The sequence below is a fragment of the Amycolatopsis halotolerans genome, from assembly GCF_042647905.1.
In the GTDB taxonomy this organism is placed as follows: domain Bacteria; phylum Actinomycetota; class Actinomycetes; order Mycobacteriales; family Pseudonocardiaceae; genus Amycolatopsis; species Amycolatopsis halotolerans.
Genome location: NZ_JBHRWI010000001.1, coordinates 120,934 through 138,035 on the forward strand (window position 1 = coordinate 120,934; position 17,102 = coordinate 138,035).

The window sequence follows — 17,102 nt, forward strand, 5'->3', positions numbered from 1 at the left end:
GGCCGGTACTGTGCTGTCCGTGCGTAACCGAGCGATCACCGCGGTAATTGTCGCAGTGGCGGCAGTGCTTTCCGGGTGCGCCGTCGCGCCTGCTCCGCCACCGGGGAAACCCGCGCCGAGCCTGCCGGCGGATTCGATCGCTTACGACACGCTGCCGGTCATCACGAGCAGGCCGAAGCTGTTCCCTGGCGACTGTTCACAGCTCGAAAAGAACCCGCAGCTGCTGGCCTCCCTCGGCGGCAGTTCGCCGATGTACAACCCGTATGCCAAGGCCTGCGTCCTGAAGCGGTCGGCGGGCACGCAGGTCGAGATCGGCTCGATGGACCCGGACCAGCGCATCCCGGAGCCGTGGCCCGGCTGGTGGAAGGTCTACGACTACAGCGTCCACCACTTCCGCCGGATGCTGGTGCTGGACCGCTACTACGCGGTTTCCCAGCTCCAGGGATACGGCTGCGTGGTCGCGGTGAACACCGGCTCGCTGCAGGTCGTCACGGTCCGGGTCGGCACCGAAGCGGGCCGCGGACCGGTCCCCGGAGACAATCTCGACGTCGACCGCCAGACTGCTCAGCAGTTCTGCCCGGACGCGCAGAAGGCCGCCGAGGACTACCTGAACACGGTCGACCCCGGCGGCGGCTCGCTGGCCGGCTGACCCGCGGTCACGCCGCTTCTCGCGTGCCCGCCCGCCAGATCGCGACCCCGGCCAGACCGATCCAGACCACCAGCGACGTCGCCAGCGCGACCGGTCCGTGCTTGGCGATCCCCGCGAGCTGCCGCGCGGGTTCGGCCGGATCGACCCATCCCGCGTAGTCGATGCCGCTCTGCAGGAACACGAACAGCAGCGACAGCAGGACGTAAGCGGTGATCGATCCGGCGGTATTGGGGATCAGCCAGCCGATGGTCACCGCGAGCAGGGTCATGCAGAACCCGCCGAGCAGAATCGTCGCGACCATCGCGCCAGGCCGGGCGTCGAGCAGGAACTGGGTGTCGTATCCGTCGAGCTGGCTGCGGTAGTAGGTGAAGGTCATCAGCAGGTTCAGCCCGGAGGTGATCAGCCAGACCCCGATCGCGATGGTGGCCTGCGCGAGCACGTAGCGCAGCCGCGACGGTTGGGCCAGCAGCGTCGGCTGCGCGCTGCGGTAATGCCATTCCGCGGCGATCAGTTTCACGAGCACGACGTTCATCAGCACCGCGCCGAGCCGGATCGTGAGGAACACCGGCAGCAGCTGCTTGTCGAGCGTGTAGTCGCGCAGTCCGCCCTGCAGGAACAGCAACGACAGCGCCACCAGCAGGATCGGCGCGGCGATCACCAGGATCTTGTCCGCCACCGTCGCGGTCATCTTCCGCAGTTCGACGCCCACCACGGTGCCGAACGACGCGCGCCGCTGAGCCGGGGCCTGCCACGCGGGCGCCTGCGCCGGGATCATCGGGCTCCTCCGGTGAGCCGGAAGAAAAGCTCTTCCAGGTTCTGCTGTTCCTCGCGCAGCTCCAGCACTTGCACGCGGGCGCCGAACGCGAGGTCGGACACCTGTTTCATCGGGGCGGCGACGGACACCCCGTCCACGCTGGTCTGGCGCAGTTCGAGCCTGGCCTGGCTCAGCGCGGAGGTCAGCCGGGGCAGATCGGCGGTGCGGATGAGCGTGCGGGCCGGTCCGGCGAAGCTCTCCAGCGGACCGTCGGCGACGACGCGACCCTGGCCGATCATCACCACGCGGTCCGCGGTCTGGTCCACTTCGGACAGCACGTGGCTCGACAGCAGCACGGTGCCGCCGCGCTGGGCGTACCCGCGCAGCAACTGCCTGGTGGAGCGGATGCCGTCCGGGTCGAGGCCGTTGATCGGTTCGTCGAGGATCAGCACCGGCGGATCGCACAGCAGCGCCTGCGCGATGCCGAGCCGCTGCCGCATGCCGAGGCTGTACTTGCCGATTCGCCGGTTCGCCGCGTCGGAGAGGCCGACCTGCCCGAGCACCTGGTCCACCCGGGCGGCGGGCAGCCGCATCAGTTTCGCGGCGTTGAGCAGGTGATGCCTGCCGGTGCGGCCGGGGTGCACGGCGGACGCGTCGAGCAGCACGCCCGCGACGTGCGCCGGGTTGGGCCACTCGCCGAAGCGGCGGCCGGCGATGGTCGCGGTGCCGGACGTCGGCGTGGTCAGGCCGCAGATCATCCGCAGCGTGGTCGATTTCCCGGCGCCGTTCGGTCCGAGGAACGCGGTCACCGTGCCCGGCGCCAAGCTGAACGACACGGTGTCGACCACGCGGCGTTGGCTGTAGACCTTCACCAGCTCTTGGACGTGCAGCAACCCGTCCCCCTCCCCGTTCTCCCGCTGGCAGGAGTTTGTCACACGCTGTGGCCGCCCGGGTGCGGAATCGAACCGCCACGGCCGAAAGACGCCAGCTTCGCCCATCGTCCGGCGCTTCGATGGTTGAAAGCGAAACAAACGGAAGGACGGACATGAACCTCGACGGCAAAGTGGCGCTGGTGACTGGTGGGAGCCGCGGAATCGGTGCGGCGACGGCACTGCGGCTCGCCGAGGCTGGGGCGGATGTGGTGCTCACCTACGCGGTGAACGCCGAGCAGGCGGCGGAAGTGGTCGACCGGATCAAGGCGCTCGGGCGGCGAGCGCTCGCCGTCGGTGCGGACAACGCGGATTCAGCGGCCGTAGAAGCAGCGGTGGAAGCGGCGGTCGCCGAGTTCGGGCGGTTGGACGTGCTGGTCAACAACGCGGGCGTCGGTTTCGTCGGGCCGCTCGAGCAGACCGGGATGGACGACGTCGACCGCGTGCTCGCGGTGAACGTGCGCGGGGTGCTGGCCGCGACGAAGGCGGCGGCCAAGCACCTCGGCGAGGGCGGCCGGGTGATCACGATCGGCAGCTGCGTGACCGATCGCGTGCCGGGGCCGGGAATGGTGCTGTACGCGGTCAGCAAGTCCGCGATGGTCGGGCTGACCAAGGCGCTGGCCCGCGAACTGGCCGCGAACGGCGTGACGGTGAACCTGGTGCACCCGGGACCCACCGACACCGAAATGAACCCGGCCGACGGCCCGTACGCCGCGGACCAGGCGTCGATGACCGCGGCCGGCCGGTACGGCAAGCCCGCGGAAGTGGCTGACACGGTGGCGTTCCTCGCCTCGCCGGCCAGCGCGTACGTGACCGGCTCGACCATCTCGGTCGACGGCGGCCACGCGGCCTAATCGCTATAAAGCCCGACGTCGCGGGCGAGGTCGGTGAGCATGGCCTCGAACAGCACGTCCGGCTTGGACACCGGGATCGGGTAGTTGCCGAACACCTCGAGGGTCACGTGGCCGTAGAGCCGCGCCCAGAAGGTGATCATCAGGTAGGTGAGCCCGAGGTCCAGCTTCTCCGGCGGGATCTCCCGCCCGGACTCCTTGAGCACCGTCAGCAGGTCCTGCTGGAACGCGGTGAGGTCGTCGCGGAGTTCGGGCGGGACCACGTCGTTCGGCGGCATGACCAGGTCGTGCTGGGCGAGCACGTGGCCCGCCGCGGCGAGGAAGATCTTGCCGAACGGCTCGTCCAGCCTGCGCAGCGCGCTGCCGGTCGCGGTGCCGGTGGCCCCGGTCGGCGACGCGAACACCAGCGTGAATTCCTTGGTGTGGGTCAGCGCCCAGCGGCGGAATCCTTTGCAGATCTGGAACAGCTGCAGCAGGCCCTCGTCCTTCAGCTCCGCGATGTCCTCGGCGATCTCAGCGGCGAGGTCGGTGCAGACGTCGAGGCGGAGGTTCTCCAGCAGGTCGTCGCGGGATTCGTAGTAGCGGTACAGGGCCGGTGCGGTGATCCCCAGCTCCCGGGCGATGGCCCGCAGCGTCACGGCTTCCGGGCCCTGGCCTACCAGCAGTTTCCGCGCGGTCCGGCGGATGTCCGATTCGGTAGCCGCTCGCGCGCGACCCCTGCGTGTGGGGCTGCTCATTGGGGCAGTCTAGGTGGTCTGGACACCGATCTAGGCGCTGGCGCGCGAATCGGGTCGGTGCCGACGCCGATCACTCGGGGGGCTACGTGATCGGCGCCGGCGACCCGATGCCCTCTCCGGTGCGCTTCCGGTCGGGGCAACGTCATCGGCTCAAGGCCAGTGACGCTCGAAGAAGAGCGAAGGCCGCCGCAGAAGTGACGCCTGGGGGATACGGATCCCCCGATCGAGTGACGGCCGGACGCTGTTCCGCCTGATTGTCGCACTGAGCGCCAAGAAAGTTACAAACGCTTTCACTTTCGGGCACGGATGGCGGAAAGGACGGGTCGTGGCAGAGTAGCGGTATGAGTGCTGCGGTACTGGTAGTCGGGTCCGCGAATGCCGATTTGGTGGTGCCGGTCGACCGTCGCCCCGGCGGCGGCGAGACGGTGCTGGGCGGCGACACCGCGTTGTCGCCGGGCGGCAAGGGCGCGAATACCGCGGTCGCGGCGGGAAAACTCGGCGCGGACGTCGCGTTGCTCGGCGCGGTCGGCGACGATCCGTACGGTCGAATGCTGCGGGATTCGTTGTCGAATGCAGGTGTCGATACGCAATTCGTTCGGACTGTCGATCGGCCTACCGGAATCGCCTACATCACCGTGACTCCGGACGGGGAAAACTCAATCCTCGTCTCCCCTGGCGCGAACTCCGCGCTGGAACCCGGGGACATCGCCGACGAGGCGCTGGAGGGCGCCGGTGTGCTGGTCGCCTCGCTGGAAGTGCCGCTGCCGACGATCGAACGCGCGGTGGTGCGGGCACGCGAAAAGGGCGTGCGGGTGCTGCTGAACCTCTCCCCGGCGGCCGAGGTTTCGCCGGAAACGCTGGCCGCGCTGGACGTCCTGCTGGTCAACGAGCACGAGGCGGCCTACCTGCTCGGCTCGGCGGACGCTGACCCGCGCAAATTGCTCGAACTCGGCCCGCGGGCAGCCGTGGTCACGCTCGGGGCCAAAGGCGCGGCGGTGATCGAGGGCGACAAGTCGACAACGGTCGAGTCGCCCAAGGTGGCAGCGGTCGACACGACGGGCGCGGGCGACGCGTTCGCCGGTGCGCTGGCCTCGGCCCTTGCCGACGGCGCTGACCTGGTCGAAGCCGCCGAGCGAGCGGTGAAAGTCGCCGCGGTGACCGTGACGAGGCATGGTGCTCAGCCGTCGTATCCGACGGCCGCCGAGCTGGAATGAGCCGCGCCCGGGCCGTGTTGTGGCTCACGTGGGCGATTCGTTCGGTTCGGCGTGGTGGCAGGGGTACGCGACCCGGTTGCGGAGGATCGCGGCAGCGCGTGATCCGCTCGCGTTGATGCCGCTCGACGAGACGCTCGCCGCGCTGGGGCGGACGGCGGAAACCTATGAGGGGCTCCGCAAGGTCCCGGTTGACGGCGTAGTGGGGTCTCTCGCGCGTGCCGAGGATTTCGACCGGTTGTTCCGGCCCCGCAACCGCGCACTGCGGGAGCGCTGGCGGGCGATCGCCGACGCCGTCGGGGAGCTTCCGCCGGTGCGGCTCGTGCGGCTGGGCGACATGTACTTCGTGGAGGACGGGCACCACCGGATCGCGCTGGCCAGGGTGCGCGGCGCGGAGACTGTCCTCGCCGAGGTGCGGTCGGTCTGCACGGTCGCGTTCGCGATGCGCTGCCTGACGCTGGCGGATCTGCCGTCGAAGCGGGCCGAACGGATGTTCCTGGAGCGGGTCCCGCTCGCCGACGCCGACCGGACCGACCTGTGGCTCGACGACCCGGCTGACTGGTTCCGGCTCGCGGACTCGGCGGAGGCGTGGGGTTTCCGGCAGACTTTGCGGGGCCGGGTGCTCCGCGACCGCGCGGAACTGGCAGGCGCCTGGTGGCACGAGGAGGTGCGTCCGGTGGTCGAACGGGTGCGAAATCGGGAAACGGGTGCGGCGCCCCGGGAGATCGCCGTCTACGTGAGCTATGGTCTAGACCATGTCTGAGAGTGCCGCCGCTCCGGCCGAGTCCGCTGTCGCTTCCTCGCTGACCGGGGTCGCGGTGAGCCCCGGACGCGCGAGCGGACCCGTCGTGCGGGTCGCCGAGCCGCTCGGGGAACCCGCCAGCACGCCCGCGCCGGACGACCCGGCGGCGGAGGCGGCCCGGATCGAACCCGCCGCGCAGGCGGTCGCCGCGCGGCTGGAAGCGCAGGCCGAGGCCGCGACCGGCGAGGCCGCGACGATCCTCATCACCACCGCCGCGATGGCCGCCGACCCGGCGCTCGCCGCTCAGGCTCAACAGCTGGTGACGGCGCGGAACCTACCCGCGGCCCGCGCCGTCTACCAGGCCGCCGAAGGGTTCGCCGACGCATTGGCGGCCGCCGGCGGGTACATGGCCGAGCGGGTCCGCGACGTCCGCGACGTGCGCGACCGGCTCGTCGCCGAACTGCTCGGCGTCGCCCCGCCGGGGGTGCCCGAGCTGTCGTCGCCGAGCGTGCTCGTCGCCCGCGACCTCGCGCCCGCCGACACCGCGGGGCTCGACCCGGCGAAGGTGCTCGCGCTGGTCACCGAGGAGGGCGGCCCGACGAGCCACACCGCGATTCTCGCGCGGGCGCTGGGAATTCCGGCGGTCGTCGCGGTGCGCGGCCTGCTGGCCTCCGACGCGAAGGCGCTGTCGGTCGACGGCGACACCGGCGTGCTCGAGGCAGTCGACCCGTCCGCGCCGATCGTCACCGCCGCCGCTTCGGGCCCGGCTGAGTGGAATGGCGTCGGCGAGCTGTCCGACGGGCACCGGGTGAAGGTGTACGGCAACGTCGGCTCCCCGGCCGACGCGCAGGCCGCCGCGGACGCGGGCGCCGAGGGCGTCGGGCTGTTCCGCACCGAGTTCTGCTACCTCGACGCGCCGGCCGAGCCGTCCGTCGAAGAGCAGCGAAAAGCTTATGCCGCAGTGCTTTCGCCGTTCCGCGGCAAGCCGGTCATCGTGCGCACGCTGGACGCGGGCGCGGACAAGCCGCTCGCGTTCCTGTCGCCGGACGACGAGCCGAACCCGGCGCTCGGCGTACGCGGCCTGCGGATCGCGTTCGACCGGCCTGAGGTGCTCGACCGGCAGCTGGAGGCCATCGCGGGCGCGGCGGAGGATTCCGGCGCGGAGGTTTCGGTGATGGCCCCGATGGTCGGCACCGTCGAGGAAGCCGCGTGGTTCGCCGAGCGCGTGCGCGCCGCCGGGATCGCGCGGGCGGGCGTGATGATCGAGATTCCCGCCGCCGCGGTTTTGGCGCAGGAGATTCTCGGCGTGGTCGATTTCGTGTCCGTCGGCACCAACGACCTGGCCCAGTACACCTTCGCCGCGGACCGTCAGCTCGGCGCGGTGGCGAAGCTGAACGACCCGTGGCAGCCCGGGTTGCTGCGCCTGCTGAAGCTGATCGGCGACGCGGCGGAAGCGACCGGCAAACCGGCGGGCGTGTGCGGCGAGGCGGCGGCCGACCCGCGGCTCGCGCTGGTGCTGGCCGGGCTCGGCCTGACCAGTCTGTCGATGAACGCCCCGGCGGTCCGCGCGGTCGGCGCGAGCCTGGCGACGGTGTCTCGCGAGAAGGCCCGCGAGATCGCGGCGGCGGCGCTCGCGACCGCCGATCCGGCCTCCGCGCGCAAGGCGGTCGCGGACGCCCTTTCCTAGCAGGGGGACGCCGGACCCGGGAGAGAGATGGGGTACCGGATCCGGCGCCGGACGCTGGTCAGCCGAAGATGCCCCGCCGAGGGTGGCGGATGACCAGCGAGCCTCCGTGGATGCGGCCGGTCAGCACGTAGCGCGGGGTGCCCGCGCGGCCGTTGCTGCCGGTCTTGTCGTCGAGCGAACCGAACTTGATCTCGGTGATCGAGTTGTAGTCCACCGCCGCGTGCTGCGGGATGATCAGCTCGACCGAACCCCACTTCGAGTCGAGTTCGATCTGCACCACCGGGGTGGCGACGCGGGCCTCGGTGAAATCGAGTTTGGTGCTGCCGTACTTGTTGCGCACCACCATCGCGGCCGGGACCTGCCACGGGCCGCTGCGCTGCAGTGACGAGTACTTGGCGTTGAGCTCGAGCCGCCTGCCGAGTCCGTAGTTCGGGCCGTAGCCGGGCGGTTCGGGCAGCGGCGCGTACTGCGGCGCCGCGCCGGGGTGGACCAGCCCGGGCAGGTCGGCGAGAACGGCGTTGAGGTCGCCCCTGGTGCGGGCCGCGAGCGCCTGGTCGGTGCGTTCGGTGAACTCGTCGAGGGTGAGCATCCCCTGCCCGATCGCCTTCTGCAGCACTCCGACCACGTGTTCGCGCTCGTCGTCGGACACCCGGATGTCGCGCTCGGTCAACGGCTTGGTCTCGGTCGCGGGCTGCGCGGCGATCGTCTCTTCCTCGGCCATGGCTTCGATGGTAGAACTCGATTTCCGCTGGCAGATCGGGGAAAAACCCTGAACGGACCCGTACTCCGCGCGACGGCCGCCCTGGCCGCGGCCTGCTGCCTGCTGACCGCCTGCACGAGCGGCGCCCCGGTACCGGCTCCGCTCACCTCGTCGGCGCGTCCGACCCCGACCGCACCCCCGCCGACCGGCCTCGACGGCGGCGTCGCCACCGGCGGCATCGGCGTGGAGTTATTGCTGGCCACGTCGCCGCCGACGGTGTTCGACGCCGATTCGGGCGTGCGCGGAACGCTGCCCGGCGTTCCCGGCGGGCAGCGGGTGGTGTCGGTGCTGCGCGTCGGCCACACCCCCGTCGTGCTGACCGGGCCGATCTGCGCGCAGGCCGCCTGCGACCCGGCCGAGGTGTACGTCTACCTGGGACTTTCGACCCCGCGGTCCCTTGGTAAAGCGGTGAGCGCGGCCCCGGGCGCGGACGGCGCCAGCGTATGGCTGATCCGCCAGGACGGCCCGGACCTCTGCCGGTTGGAACACGTCGCGCTCACCGGTACCTCGTTCGGAAGAGGGTCCGTGGCGTCGTGTCACACGCTCGTCCGGGTGGAGACGTCGCACGGGTTGCTGATCACCGTCGGCGGCGGCACCGCGGAGACCGTCGACGTCCTGATCGACCCGGCCACCGGGCGCACCGTGCAGCAGTCGCCGCGCATCCTCGCCGCGGCAGGCGACCGGCTCGTCCTGGGCGGCCTCACTGACCTGACCGTGCTCGACCTGCGCAGCGGAGCGCGGAAACCGGTGACCCTGCCGGTGCCGCAGGCCAATCCGTACGTGCTGCCCAGCCGGGACGGCACCGTCGCCGCGGTGGATTTCGGCACCCCGTCGTTCGCCGGAACCGGCACGCAGACCCGCGATCTGTGGCTGCTGAACCTGACCGACGGCACCTGGCAGCAGGCTCCGTCGATGCCGTACTCGACGGAAAACCTGAAGCATTCCGGCCTGGAGTGGACGGAAGCAGGAGACCTGGTCCTCGACGACGGGGTGGTCGCGGCGTGGCATCCCGGCGAACCGGCCTGGCGGCTGGGGAAGGCGAAGCTCGCTGCGGCGCAGCAGGAAGCCGGGGTCGCGACCTCTTGACTCAGTCCTCGTCCAGCCCGTGTTCGATCGCGTATCGCGCCAGCTCGACCCGGTTGTGCAGCTGGAGCTTCCGCAACGTCGACTGCACGTGGTTCTCCACCGTCCGGTGCGACAGGACCAGCCGTTCCGCGATCTGCCGCGCGGTCAGCCCCTTCGCGACCAGCCGGAGCACGTCGGTCTCCCGATCGGTGAGCCGCGGCGGTTCCGGCGCACCGTCCGGAACGTCGGCCATCCGCCGGTACTCGCCGAGCACCAGACCTGCCAGCCCGGCGGTGAACACCGGATCGCCGTCGGCCGTGCGGCGCACCGCGTCTACCAGCTCCGTCGCGGACGCCGATTTCACCAGGTAGCCCGACGCGCCCGCCTTCACCGCTTCCAGCACGTCGCTGTGCTCGCCGCTGGCCGAGAGCACCAGTACGCGCGTGTCCGGCGCCGCCGCGGTGATCTCGCGGGTCGCTTCGACGCCGGACGTGCCGCCGAGGTTCAGGTCCATCAGCACGACGTCGGGACGCACCGCGCGTGCGATCCGGATCGCCGCCGGGGCGTCCGGGGCGGTCGCGGCCACCTCGAACCCGTTTTCGCTGAGGTCGCGGGCCACGCCGTCGCGCCACATCGGGTGGTCGTCGACCACCATCACCGAGATCGTCCGTTCCGTCATCGCCCGTCCCTCATCGTGGCTGGCACCCGCACTTCCCATTCCGTGCCCCGGCCGGGAGCGCTGTCCAGCTCCGCGGTCCCGCCGAGGTCGGCCACCCGGCCGCGAATCGACTTCACTACCCCGAGCCGGCCCTCGGCCGCCGCTCGTTCCAGCCTGCCGCCCTCGATGCCCGGCCCGTCGTCGCGGACGCTCACCACGACCTCGCCGCCGAGGTCTTCCAGCAGCACCCAGGCGTGTGCGTCCGGACCAGCGTGTTTCTCCACGTTGGCCAGCGCTTCCCGGGTGATGGCGACGAGTTCCTCGGTGACGTGCGCGGGCAGGTCCACCGTTCCGGCCGGCGTCGAGACCTGCACCGATGTGGTCGCCAGCAACTGCAACGCCGAGCGGAGGTCCGCGGTGTCGCCGGACCGCGTCGGTTCGCTGGTCACCAACGCGCGCAACGCGATCTCCTGCTCCCCCGCGAGCCGCGCCAGCTCCGCTGCTTCGCCGCCTACTTCGAGACCGCGACGCCGTACGCGCGCGAGAACCTGAAGCACACCGTCGTGAATCGAGCGCGCAAGCCGTTCACGCTCGGCCGTCGCTGCTTCGGTGCGAAGGGCACGCGCGAGTGTCTCGGCGGAGCTACGCGCGAGCGTCGCCGCCATACCGACAAGGAGACCGCTCGCGCACAACAGCACACCGTCACGGATGACGTCGATGTCGACGTGCCAGCGTGCGACACCAGTACTTACCGCCACGACGAGGCCCGCCGATACGCCGCAGCGCGCGCCGAAGCGCGTTGCCACCGCGATCGGCGCTACCGCTGCCCAGACCGTGGTGATCAACGGCGTAGTCGCGTTGGCGAACTGCGCGTCCGACAGGATCCACGGCGACGTGAGCAGGAGCGCTGTGGTGAGTACGAGGTCGAAGATCACCAGCCAGCGGTGCCGCCCGTTCTCGCGCGTGTACGCCAGACTCGACACGACAGACCACACGGCCATCACTCCGATGACGAGCCACGCCAGCCACGGCCGCTGGAAGCCCGGGTGGTGTGCGATCGCCACTGCCAGCGCGAACAACCACGTGACGACGCGCAGCACCACGACACCGCGCCACAGCGGTGCCGCCGGATCCCGGATGGAACGAACGGTCACTTCTCGTCTTCGCCGGAGCCGGCGTCCTCGTCTTTCTTGTCCTTGCCGGACTTTTTGCCTTCGGCCTTGTCCGGCGCGTCGTTCGGGTACGCGGCCTTGCTGTGCAGCGCGTCGACGGTCGCCGGATCGGGATCGTGTTCGTGCAGCAGCGACCGGACCCCGGCGTTGAGCACCGCCAGTAGCGGCACCGCCAGCAGCGCGCCCGCGATGCCCGCGGCGACCAGGCCGGTGGCAATCGCGAGCACCACCGCGAGCGGGTGCAGCCGCACCGCGCGGCCGAGCAGCAACGGCTGCAGCACATGGCTTTCCAGCTGCATCACGCCGATCACGATGGCCAGCACGACCACCGCGCCGATGACGCCCTTCGACACGAGCGCGATCAGCACCGCGACGCCGCCGGTGATCAGCGCGCCGATGATCGGGATGAACGCGCCGAGGAACACCAGCGTCGCCAGCGGGATCACCAGCGGCACGCCGACGATCCACAGCCCGATGCCGATGCCGACCGCGTCGACCACGGCCACCGCGGCCGTCGCGCGGATGTAGCTGACCAGCGACGCGAACCCGCGCCGTCCCGCCACGTCCACCCGCGAGCGCACCCGCGTCGGCACGCCGCGCACCAGAAACGACCAGATGCCGTCGCCGCCGGCGAGGAAGAAGATCGTGACGAAGAGCGTCAGCACGAAGCCGGTGAGGATCTCGCCGACGGTGCCCGCGGTGGTCAGCGCGGTGGTGGTGATCGACGCCTGGTTGTTCTGCAGGAAGCCGATCGCCTGGTTGATGAAGTCCTGGATCTGCTCCTGGCGCAGGTGCAGCGGACCGTTGATGAGCCAGTCCTTGATCTGGTTGAGGCTCGTGGTCAGCTGCTGCTGCAGTTCGGGGAGGCCGCTGGAGAACTGGGTGATCACGAACGTCAGCAGCCCGCCGAGCACGGCGAGCCCGGCCACGAGCACGATCGCCGTGGCGAGGCCGCGCGGGAAGCGGATCCGCACGAGCCGCGACACCGCGGGGGCCAGCAGCGCCGAAAGCAGCAGCGCGATCGACACCGGCACCACGACCGACGCGAGATAGCCCAGCAGCCACACCACCGCGTACAGCGCGGCGATCACCACGATGAACCGCCACGACAGCGCGGCGGACACGCGCAGGCCGCGCGGGATGAAACCGGTGACGTCGGTGACTGGTTCGGAAAGGGACGGTTGTTCGCGTTGTCCGCGCCCTGGCTGGCTCACGGGGTCAACCGTATCGGCCCTGTCGACGAAAACCGGGCGGATCGCCCAGCCGGCGGCGCGAATCACCGCTTCGCCGGTGCCGCGCGAACCGACTCGGGAGTAACCCGCCGTCTTCTCCGGGGATGACCCATCGTGAGACCCGGCCACACTCTGTGTTGTTCACACGATGGTGGCATCAAGCCGTGTCAAGGATGCGCGGCGGGTCCGAAATTTGGTTGTCTCGGTTTTGCACCACCGCGGAACTGTGCCGTTCCGCCCGAAAACCGAAATCAATTTTTACTCTCGAGGAGAAATCACCTGTGACGAACGACGCTGTGCACGAGAGGCGGGGCGCGACGCGCTTCGGCCGTCTCGCGTCGCGTGCGTTGTTCGTCGTCGGCGGCGCGCTCGCGGCCACCGCGGCAGCGTGGGCAGTCTCCTCTTCCGCCGCTTCAGCCGACACGGTCGACGCGAACGTCACGCCGGTCACCGACGCGACGGCCGCCGGGATCGGCGACGTCACCGACGGCGCGGCCCGTTTCGCGGGCGACGTCACCGGTGCGGCGCAAGGGCTTTCGTCGTGCGGCCAGGGCGCCACCACGTGGTCTGAACCAGGCACGTCGCGGCCCACCTGCTCGCTCAGCCAGCTCGCCAGTCCGCACCGCGATGATCTCGCCAGCGGCCAGGAGGCCGCCGGAAAGGTCAGCACCGCGGTCAGCGACCTCGGCCAGCACGCGGTCGTCAAGCCGGTGGAGCGCACGCTCGGCTCGCTCGAGCACATCGCGCGCAAGCCGCAGGACGCGCGCCAGGTGATCGCCGACGCGACCACCCCGCCGCCCGCGGCGCAGGATTTCGGCCGGAAGCTGTGGGACCTGCTCGACCCGAGCGCTCCCTCGAACCTGGTCGACCTGCCGAAACTGCCTTCCGCTCCGGCCCCCGGGTCCGAGCAGCAGGTGCCCGCGCCCGGTATTCCCGAGCAGCCCGCCGAGGCGGACCAGAACCTCGGCGCCGCCGCGATGACCACGTCCGACGCACTGCAGTCGGTCTTCCCGTCGATGGACGCGCAGTCCACCGACCCGGTGCAGGGCGTCGAACTGCCGTCGCGGCACCACGGCGGCGACCGGGGCCTGCCCGGCGCGCCGTTCTCCCCGGCGCAGCTTCCCGCCGCGCCGCTTTCCATCCCGAACTCCCCGGCCGGTGGCAGCACCGCGCCCGGCGGACACCTCGACGGCCTGAACTTCGGCGTCCCCTCCTGGGTCACCGCCGCCGTCGACAACGCCGTGGCGGGTTCGACCCGCACCGGCCTCGCGCACACGCCGCGCACCCCGGGCACGCAGCCCGGCGTCACTCCTGACTGATCCACTTCACCCGCGGGGTCTTTGACGCACCCTCGGACACCTTTGTGTGCCGTTGCCATCATCGACAGATATCCCGCGGGTTTTTCGCGCGCTGCGCAATTTCCGCGCACGCATTCCCGGTGCATTCCTTGAGAGACAGGGCGCACCGCCACGAACCCGCAAGGGACCCCGATATGAAGGAGAAAAATCCCATGCAGACCTGGGCAAAGCGCGGACTCCAGACCGCGTTGGTCACGGGTGGGTTGCTGATGCTGGGCACCGGCATCGCCTCGGCCGACGAGAACGTGAACCCGGACACCCCGGCCTCCCCGCTTGATCTCAACGTCACCGTCCCGATCGCTGAAGCGAACAACGCGATCGGCACCCCGCTCGGACAGGTTGACCTCCCGTCCCACCAGAGCGAGATCAGCACCAAGCCCGTGACCTCGGCCGCGAAGGAGGCGCTCGCTTCGGCGAAGACGCCCGCCGGCTCTGCGGGCAGCCTGACCGACAGCCTCCCGAAGGCCAACGCGCCGCGGCAGCAGTTCGAGCCGACCCACGACGCGTTCAAGGGCAACAAGGTCAACGGCGACGTGGTCGTCCCGATCCAGATCGTGGACAACGCGGTCGGCGTCATCGGCGACGCGCACGTGCAGGGCGGCGACCACGACCAGACCTACAGCCACAACCAGGACGTCGCGACCGACGGCAAGTACTCGGGCATCGCGGGCAACGTCGTGGCGCTCGACTACGCGCTCCCGGTGCAGATCGCGGGCAACGGCGTCGGCCTGGCCGGCGGCAGCGGCGCGGTGCACGGCGGTTCGGCGCACCAGAGCACCACCGAGACCGGCAACGTCGACACCACCGGCAAGGGCTCCGGCCTGTCCGGCAACGTCGTCGGCGGCCAGTTCGCGACCCCGGTCCAGGTGACCGGCAACGCCGCGTCCTGGATCCTCGGCAACGCCTACAGCGGCGGGTACAACGCCGACACCACCGCCGCCTCCGGCGGTTCGATGAAGTCCAACGGCAAGGGCGCCGCGGGCAGCGGCAACGTGGTCGGCGCGCCGATCGCGCTGCCGGTCAAGTTCAACGGCAACGCCGGCGGCGTGTGGGGCTCGGACGCGGACTCGACCTCCAACTCCTCGGCCGACGCCAAGGCGGGCGACACCCGTCCGGGCAGCCTGAACGGCACCCCGACCTACCTCGAGACCGACGGGGACCAGTCGTTCCTGTCCGGCAACGCCGCCGCCGCGCAGGCCAGCCCGGTCGCGAACGTCGCGTCGGTCGCCGGTTCGTGGATCGGCAACGCCACCACCGGCCAGGCGCTCGACCGCCAGGCCTCGTCCTCCACCCACGAGACCACCGCCACCTCCGGCGGCTTCGTGAAGACGAGCGGCAACGACGCCGCCGGTTCGGCCAACGTGGTCGACCCGGCAGTGGCGCTCCCGGTCGAGGCGTGCGGCGTCGGCGGCACCTACATCGGCCGCGCGGTCGCCAACTGCGACAACACCACCACCGCGACGTCCGGCGACGGCAGCTACACCCGCGGCAACGGCTCGACGCTGACCGGCAACATCGTCAACACCCAGGTGGCGGGCGCCCCCGAGGTGCACGGCATCGGCGGCAGCCACATCGGCAACGCCTCGGGCACCTCGACCGAGACCAAGACGGTCACCGCGGGCAACTACGACGGCAGCCAGGGCAACGACTCGTCCGGCTCGGGCAACATCGTGCAGGTCCCGGTGGCCGCGCCGGCCGAGGTCTTCGGCGTGGGCGGCTCGTTTATCGGGCAGGGCTCGGCCGACGGCTCCGAGACCAAGGTCGTGAAGGCGGGCGGCGGCGGCAACACCGCTGACGACAACGGCTTCCTCAGCTCGAACCTCGCCACCGCGCCGCTGTCCACCCCGGTGCAGCTGTTCGGCATCGGCGGCTCGTTCGTCGGCCAGGGCCACGGCAAGTCCAGCAACGACACCACCTCCACCGCGGGCAACGACGTGCACGCGACCGGCGCGAAGGGCGCGGGCGCGGGCAACCTCGTCGAGGCCCCGGTTTCGCTGCCGGTCCAGGGCCACGGCGTCGGCGGCTCGGTCGCCGGCATCGGCACCGGCATGTCGGACAACCTGACCGACTCGAAGGCGGGCGGCAACGCCAGCGCCGACGGCAAGGACGGCGCGCTCGCCGGCAACATCGTCAAGGCTCCGATCGCCGGTGCCGGCTCGATCTTCGGCGACGGCGTCGCCGGGGGTGCGATCGGCCACGGCACCGCCACCAACGACGTCACCTCGACGGCGGGCGGCGACGCCCTCACCGACGGTGACGGCGGCGCGGTCGCGGGCGACATCGTCGGCGCGGACGCCGAACCGGTCGCGCAGGTCTTCGGCGACGCGGTCTCCGCGGCGGGCGTGTCCTCGGGCGACGCCATGAACAACACCGTCTCCACCGACGCCGGCAAGGACACCACCTCGGGCACCGAGGGCTCGATCTCGGGCGACATCCTGGACCTCCCGGTCCCGGCTGTGGCGCAGGTCTTCGGCGACGGGGTCGCCGCGGGCGGCGTGGCGCACGGGGTCGGCGACAACGTCACCGACGTGACCGACGGCAACGACGCCACCAGCACCGACGGCACCGGCGAAGCCCTCTCCGGCTTCGACTTCTACCACCCGCTGGGTGCGCTGGTGCAGGTCTTCGGCGTGCCGCTGGAGGTGCTCGGCGTGGCCACCGCCGAGGCCCCCAACTCGACCGACGTCGAAGAGCCGCCCGCCATCGACGTGCCGGTCGGCGGCGAGATGGGCGCCGGCGAGCTCCCCGCGATGCCCGCCGTGCCGGGTCTGCCGGGCGGTTCCGCTCCGTCGCTGCCGTCGGCCCCGGCGCTGCCGGGCCTGGGCAGCCTGCCCACCGCCACCACGCTGCCCGCCCCGGCCCTGCCGGGCACCCAGCGTGCTGACGTGCCGCAGGTCAGCGGACTGTCCGCGCTGAACCAGCTCAACCAGCTGAAGGGTGCTTCGGCGCTGCCTTCGGTTTCCGGGCTGCAGAACGGCATCCACCTGCCGTCGGCTCCGGCTCTGCCCGGCGTTCCGGCTCTGCCGGGTGCGGGTGCCGAGCGCGCGGACGTTCCGGCGGTGCCGGCCGTTCCCGCTCAGCTGCCGGTGAAGACCTCGCTGCCGACGCTGGGCCAGCTGCCCTCCTTCGCCGCGGTGCCCGCCGTTCCGGGCGCCCCGACGACGCTGCCGACCGCCATGCCGACCGCTCCGGCCGTGCCGGCGATCGGTGACGCGACCGGCCCGCTGGGTGCGTTCCAGAAGCTGGCCGCGAAGGTGACCGGCATCTTCAAGAAGTGAACCGCTTCGCCTGAAGCGA

The 17,102-nt window shown here is 71.1% G+C and carries 15 protein-coding genes; 8 read left to right on the forward strand and 7 right to left on the reverse strand.

What is annotated here, in order from left to right; genetic code table 11:
* The first annotated feature begins 19 nt into the window (after positions 1–19).
* Entirely contained in the window at positions 20–649 is a 630-nt protein-coding gene (locus ACFORO_RS00565) for a hypothetical protein (protein ID WP_377872843.1), read from the forward strand.
* 7 nt (positions 650–656) lie between these two features.
* Here the strand turns inward: ACFORO_RS00565 and ACFORO_RS00570 are convergent, their stop codons facing one another.
* A complete protein-coding gene (locus tag ACFORO_RS00570) occupies positions 657–1,424 on the reverse strand; it encodes a hypothetical protein (RefSeq protein ID WP_377872842.1) in 768 nt (255 codons plus the stop codon).
* A complete protein-coding gene (locus ACFORO_RS00575) occupies positions 1,421–2,296 on the reverse strand; it encodes an ABC transporter ATP-binding protein (protein ID WP_377872841.1) in 876 nt (291 codons plus the stop codon). The genes ACFORO_RS00570 and ACFORO_RS00575 overlap by 4 nt, the downstream gene beginning before the upstream one ends.
* Before the next feature lie 152 nt (positions 2,297–2,448).
* Between ACFORO_RS00575 and ACFORO_RS00580 the strand changes: the two genes are divergently transcribed.
* Positions 2,449–3,186, forward strand: a complete 738-nt coding sequence (locus ACFORO_RS00580; protein ID WP_354735834.1) for a 3-oxoacyl-ACP reductase family protein — start codon at positions 2,449–2,451, stop codon at positions 3,184–3,186.
* Here ACFORO_RS00580 and ACFORO_RS00585 read toward each other — a convergent pair.
* The gene (locus tag ACFORO_RS00585) at positions 3,183–3,920 is read right to left on the reverse strand and encodes a TetR/AcrR family transcriptional regulator (protein ID WP_377872840.1); all 738 of its coding nucleotides are present in this window, start codon (positions 3,918–3,920) and stop codon (positions 3,183–3,185) included. The genes ACFORO_RS00580 and ACFORO_RS00585 overlap by 4 nt on opposite strands.
* Positions 3,921–4,261: 341 nt before the next feature.
* On the opposite strand from ACFORO_RS00585, the gene ACFORO_RS00590 reads away from it, so the two are divergent.
* Genes ACFORO_RS00590 through ptsP form a run of 3 tightly spaced genes read left to right on the forward strand, consistent with a single transcriptional unit; the run spans position 4,262 to position 7,560 of the window.
* Entirely contained in the window at positions 4,262–5,134 is an 873-nt protein-coding gene (locus ACFORO_RS00590) for a ribokinase (protein WP_377872839.1), read from the forward strand.
* Between the two features lie 28 nt (positions 5,135–5,162).
* The gene (locus ACFORO_RS00595; protein WP_354735828.1) at positions 5,163–5,894 is read left to right on the forward strand and encodes a hypothetical protein; all 732 of its coding nucleotides are present in this window, start codon (positions 5,163–5,165) and stop codon (positions 5,892–5,894) included.
* Positions 5,887–7,560 carry a phosphoenolpyruvate--protein phosphotransferase gene (gene ptsP / locus ACFORO_RS00600; protein ID WP_377896477.1) on the forward strand — a complete coding sequence of 558 codons (1,674 nt, stop codon included), beginning with the start codon at positions 5,887–5,889 and terminating at the stop codon, positions 7,558–7,560. The genes ACFORO_RS00595 and ptsP overlap by 8 nt, the downstream gene beginning before the upstream one ends.
* Positions 7,561–7,618: 58 nt before the next feature.
* Here ptsP and ACFORO_RS00605 read toward each other — a convergent pair whose 3' ends face one another.
* Positions 7,619–8,281, reverse strand: coding sequence for a DUF1707 SHOCT-like domain-containing protein (locus ACFORO_RS00605; RefSeq protein ID WP_354735825.1), 663 nt, complete (start codon positions 8,279–8,281; stop codon positions 7,619–7,621).
* A gap of 222 nt (positions 8,282–8,503) precedes the next feature.
* Here ACFORO_RS00605 and ACFORO_RS00610 point away from each other — a divergent pair, with 222 nt between their 5' ends.
* Positions 8,504–9,406 carry a hypothetical protein gene (locus ACFORO_RS00610; protein ID WP_377872838.1) on the forward strand — a complete coding sequence of 301 codons (903 nt, stop codon included), beginning with the start codon at positions 8,504–8,506 and terminating at the stop codon, positions 9,404–9,406.
* 1 nt (position 9,407) lies between these two features.
* Here ACFORO_RS00610 and ACFORO_RS00615 read toward each other — a convergent pair whose 3' ends face one another.
* From ACFORO_RS00615 to ACFORO_RS00625, 3 genes are read right to left on the reverse strand one after another with little or no spacing between them, the layout of a single operon-like run.
* Positions 9,408–10,064: a response regulator transcription factor gene (locus ACFORO_RS00615; RefSeq protein WP_354735822.1), complete on the reverse strand. Its 657-nt coding sequence runs from the start codon at positions 10,062–10,064 to the stop codon at positions 9,408–9,410.
* A complete protein-coding gene (macS, locus tag ACFORO_RS00620; RefSeq protein ID WP_377872837.1) occupies positions 10,061–11,197 on the reverse strand; it encodes a MacS family sensor histidine kinase in 1,137 nt (378 codons plus the stop codon). The genes ACFORO_RS00615 and macS overlap by 4 nt, the downstream gene beginning before the upstream one ends.
* Complete coding sequence (locus tag ACFORO_RS00625) at positions 11,194–12,429, reverse strand: AI-2E family transporter (protein WP_377872836.1); 1,236 nt, start codon at positions 12,427–12,429, stop codon at positions 11,194–11,196. Before ACFORO_RS00625 ends, macS begins: the two co-directional genes overlap by 4 nt.
* A gap of 299 nt (positions 12,430–12,728) precedes the next feature.
* On the opposite strand from ACFORO_RS00625, the gene ACFORO_RS00630 reads away from it, so the two are divergent.
* Together ACFORO_RS00630 and ACFORO_RS00635 are read left to right on the forward strand one after the other, a co-directional pair.
* Positions 12,729–13,766 (forward strand): hypothetical protein, encoded by a 1,038-nt coding sequence (locus ACFORO_RS00630; RefSeq protein WP_377872835.1) that lies wholly within the window; start codon positions 12,729–12,731, stop codon positions 13,764–13,766.
* Between the two features lie 191 nt (positions 13,767–13,957).
* The gene (locus ACFORO_RS00635; RefSeq protein WP_377872834.1) at positions 13,958–17,083 is read left to right on the forward strand and encodes a PE-PGRS family protein; all 3,126 of its coding nucleotides are present in this window, start codon (positions 13,958–13,960) and stop codon (positions 17,081–17,083) included.
* Positions 17,084–17,102 lie beyond the last annotated feature (19 nt).

Bases quoted from the DNA above. Each gene is read 5' to 3' on its own strand.
- ACFORO_RS00615 (WP_354735822.1), bottom strand. From the start codon at position 10,064: ATGACGGAACGGACGATCTCGGTGATGGTGGTCGACGACCACCCGATG.
- ptsP (WP_377896477.1), top strand. From the start codon at position 5,887: ATGTCTGAGAGTGCCGCCGCTCCGGCCGAGTCCGCTGTCGCTTCCTCG.
- ACFORO_RS00570 (WP_377872842.1), bottom strand. From the start codon at position 1,424: ATGATCCCGGCGCAGGCGCCCGCGTGGCAGGCCCCGGCTCAGCGGCGC.
- ACFORO_RS00635 (WP_377872834.1), top strand. From the start codon at position 13,958: ATGCAGACCTGGGCAAAGCGCGGACTCCAGACCGCGTTGGTCACGGGT.
- ACFORO_RS00590 (WP_377872839.1), top strand. From the start codon at position 4,262: ATGAGTGCTGCGGTACTGGTAGTCGGGTCCGCGAATGCCGATTTGGTG.
- ACFORO_RS00585 (WP_377872840.1), bottom strand. From the start codon at position 3,920: ATGAGCAGCCCCACACGCAGGGGTCGCGCGCGAGCGGCTACCGAATCG.
- ACFORO_RS00605 (WP_354735825.1), bottom strand. From the start codon at position 8,281: ATGGCCGAGGAAGAGACGATCGCCGCGCAGCCCGCGACCGAGACCAAG.
- ACFORO_RS00580 (WP_354735834.1), top strand. From the start codon at position 2,449: ATGAACCTCGACGGCAAAGTGGCGCTGGTGACTGGTGGGAGCCGCGGA.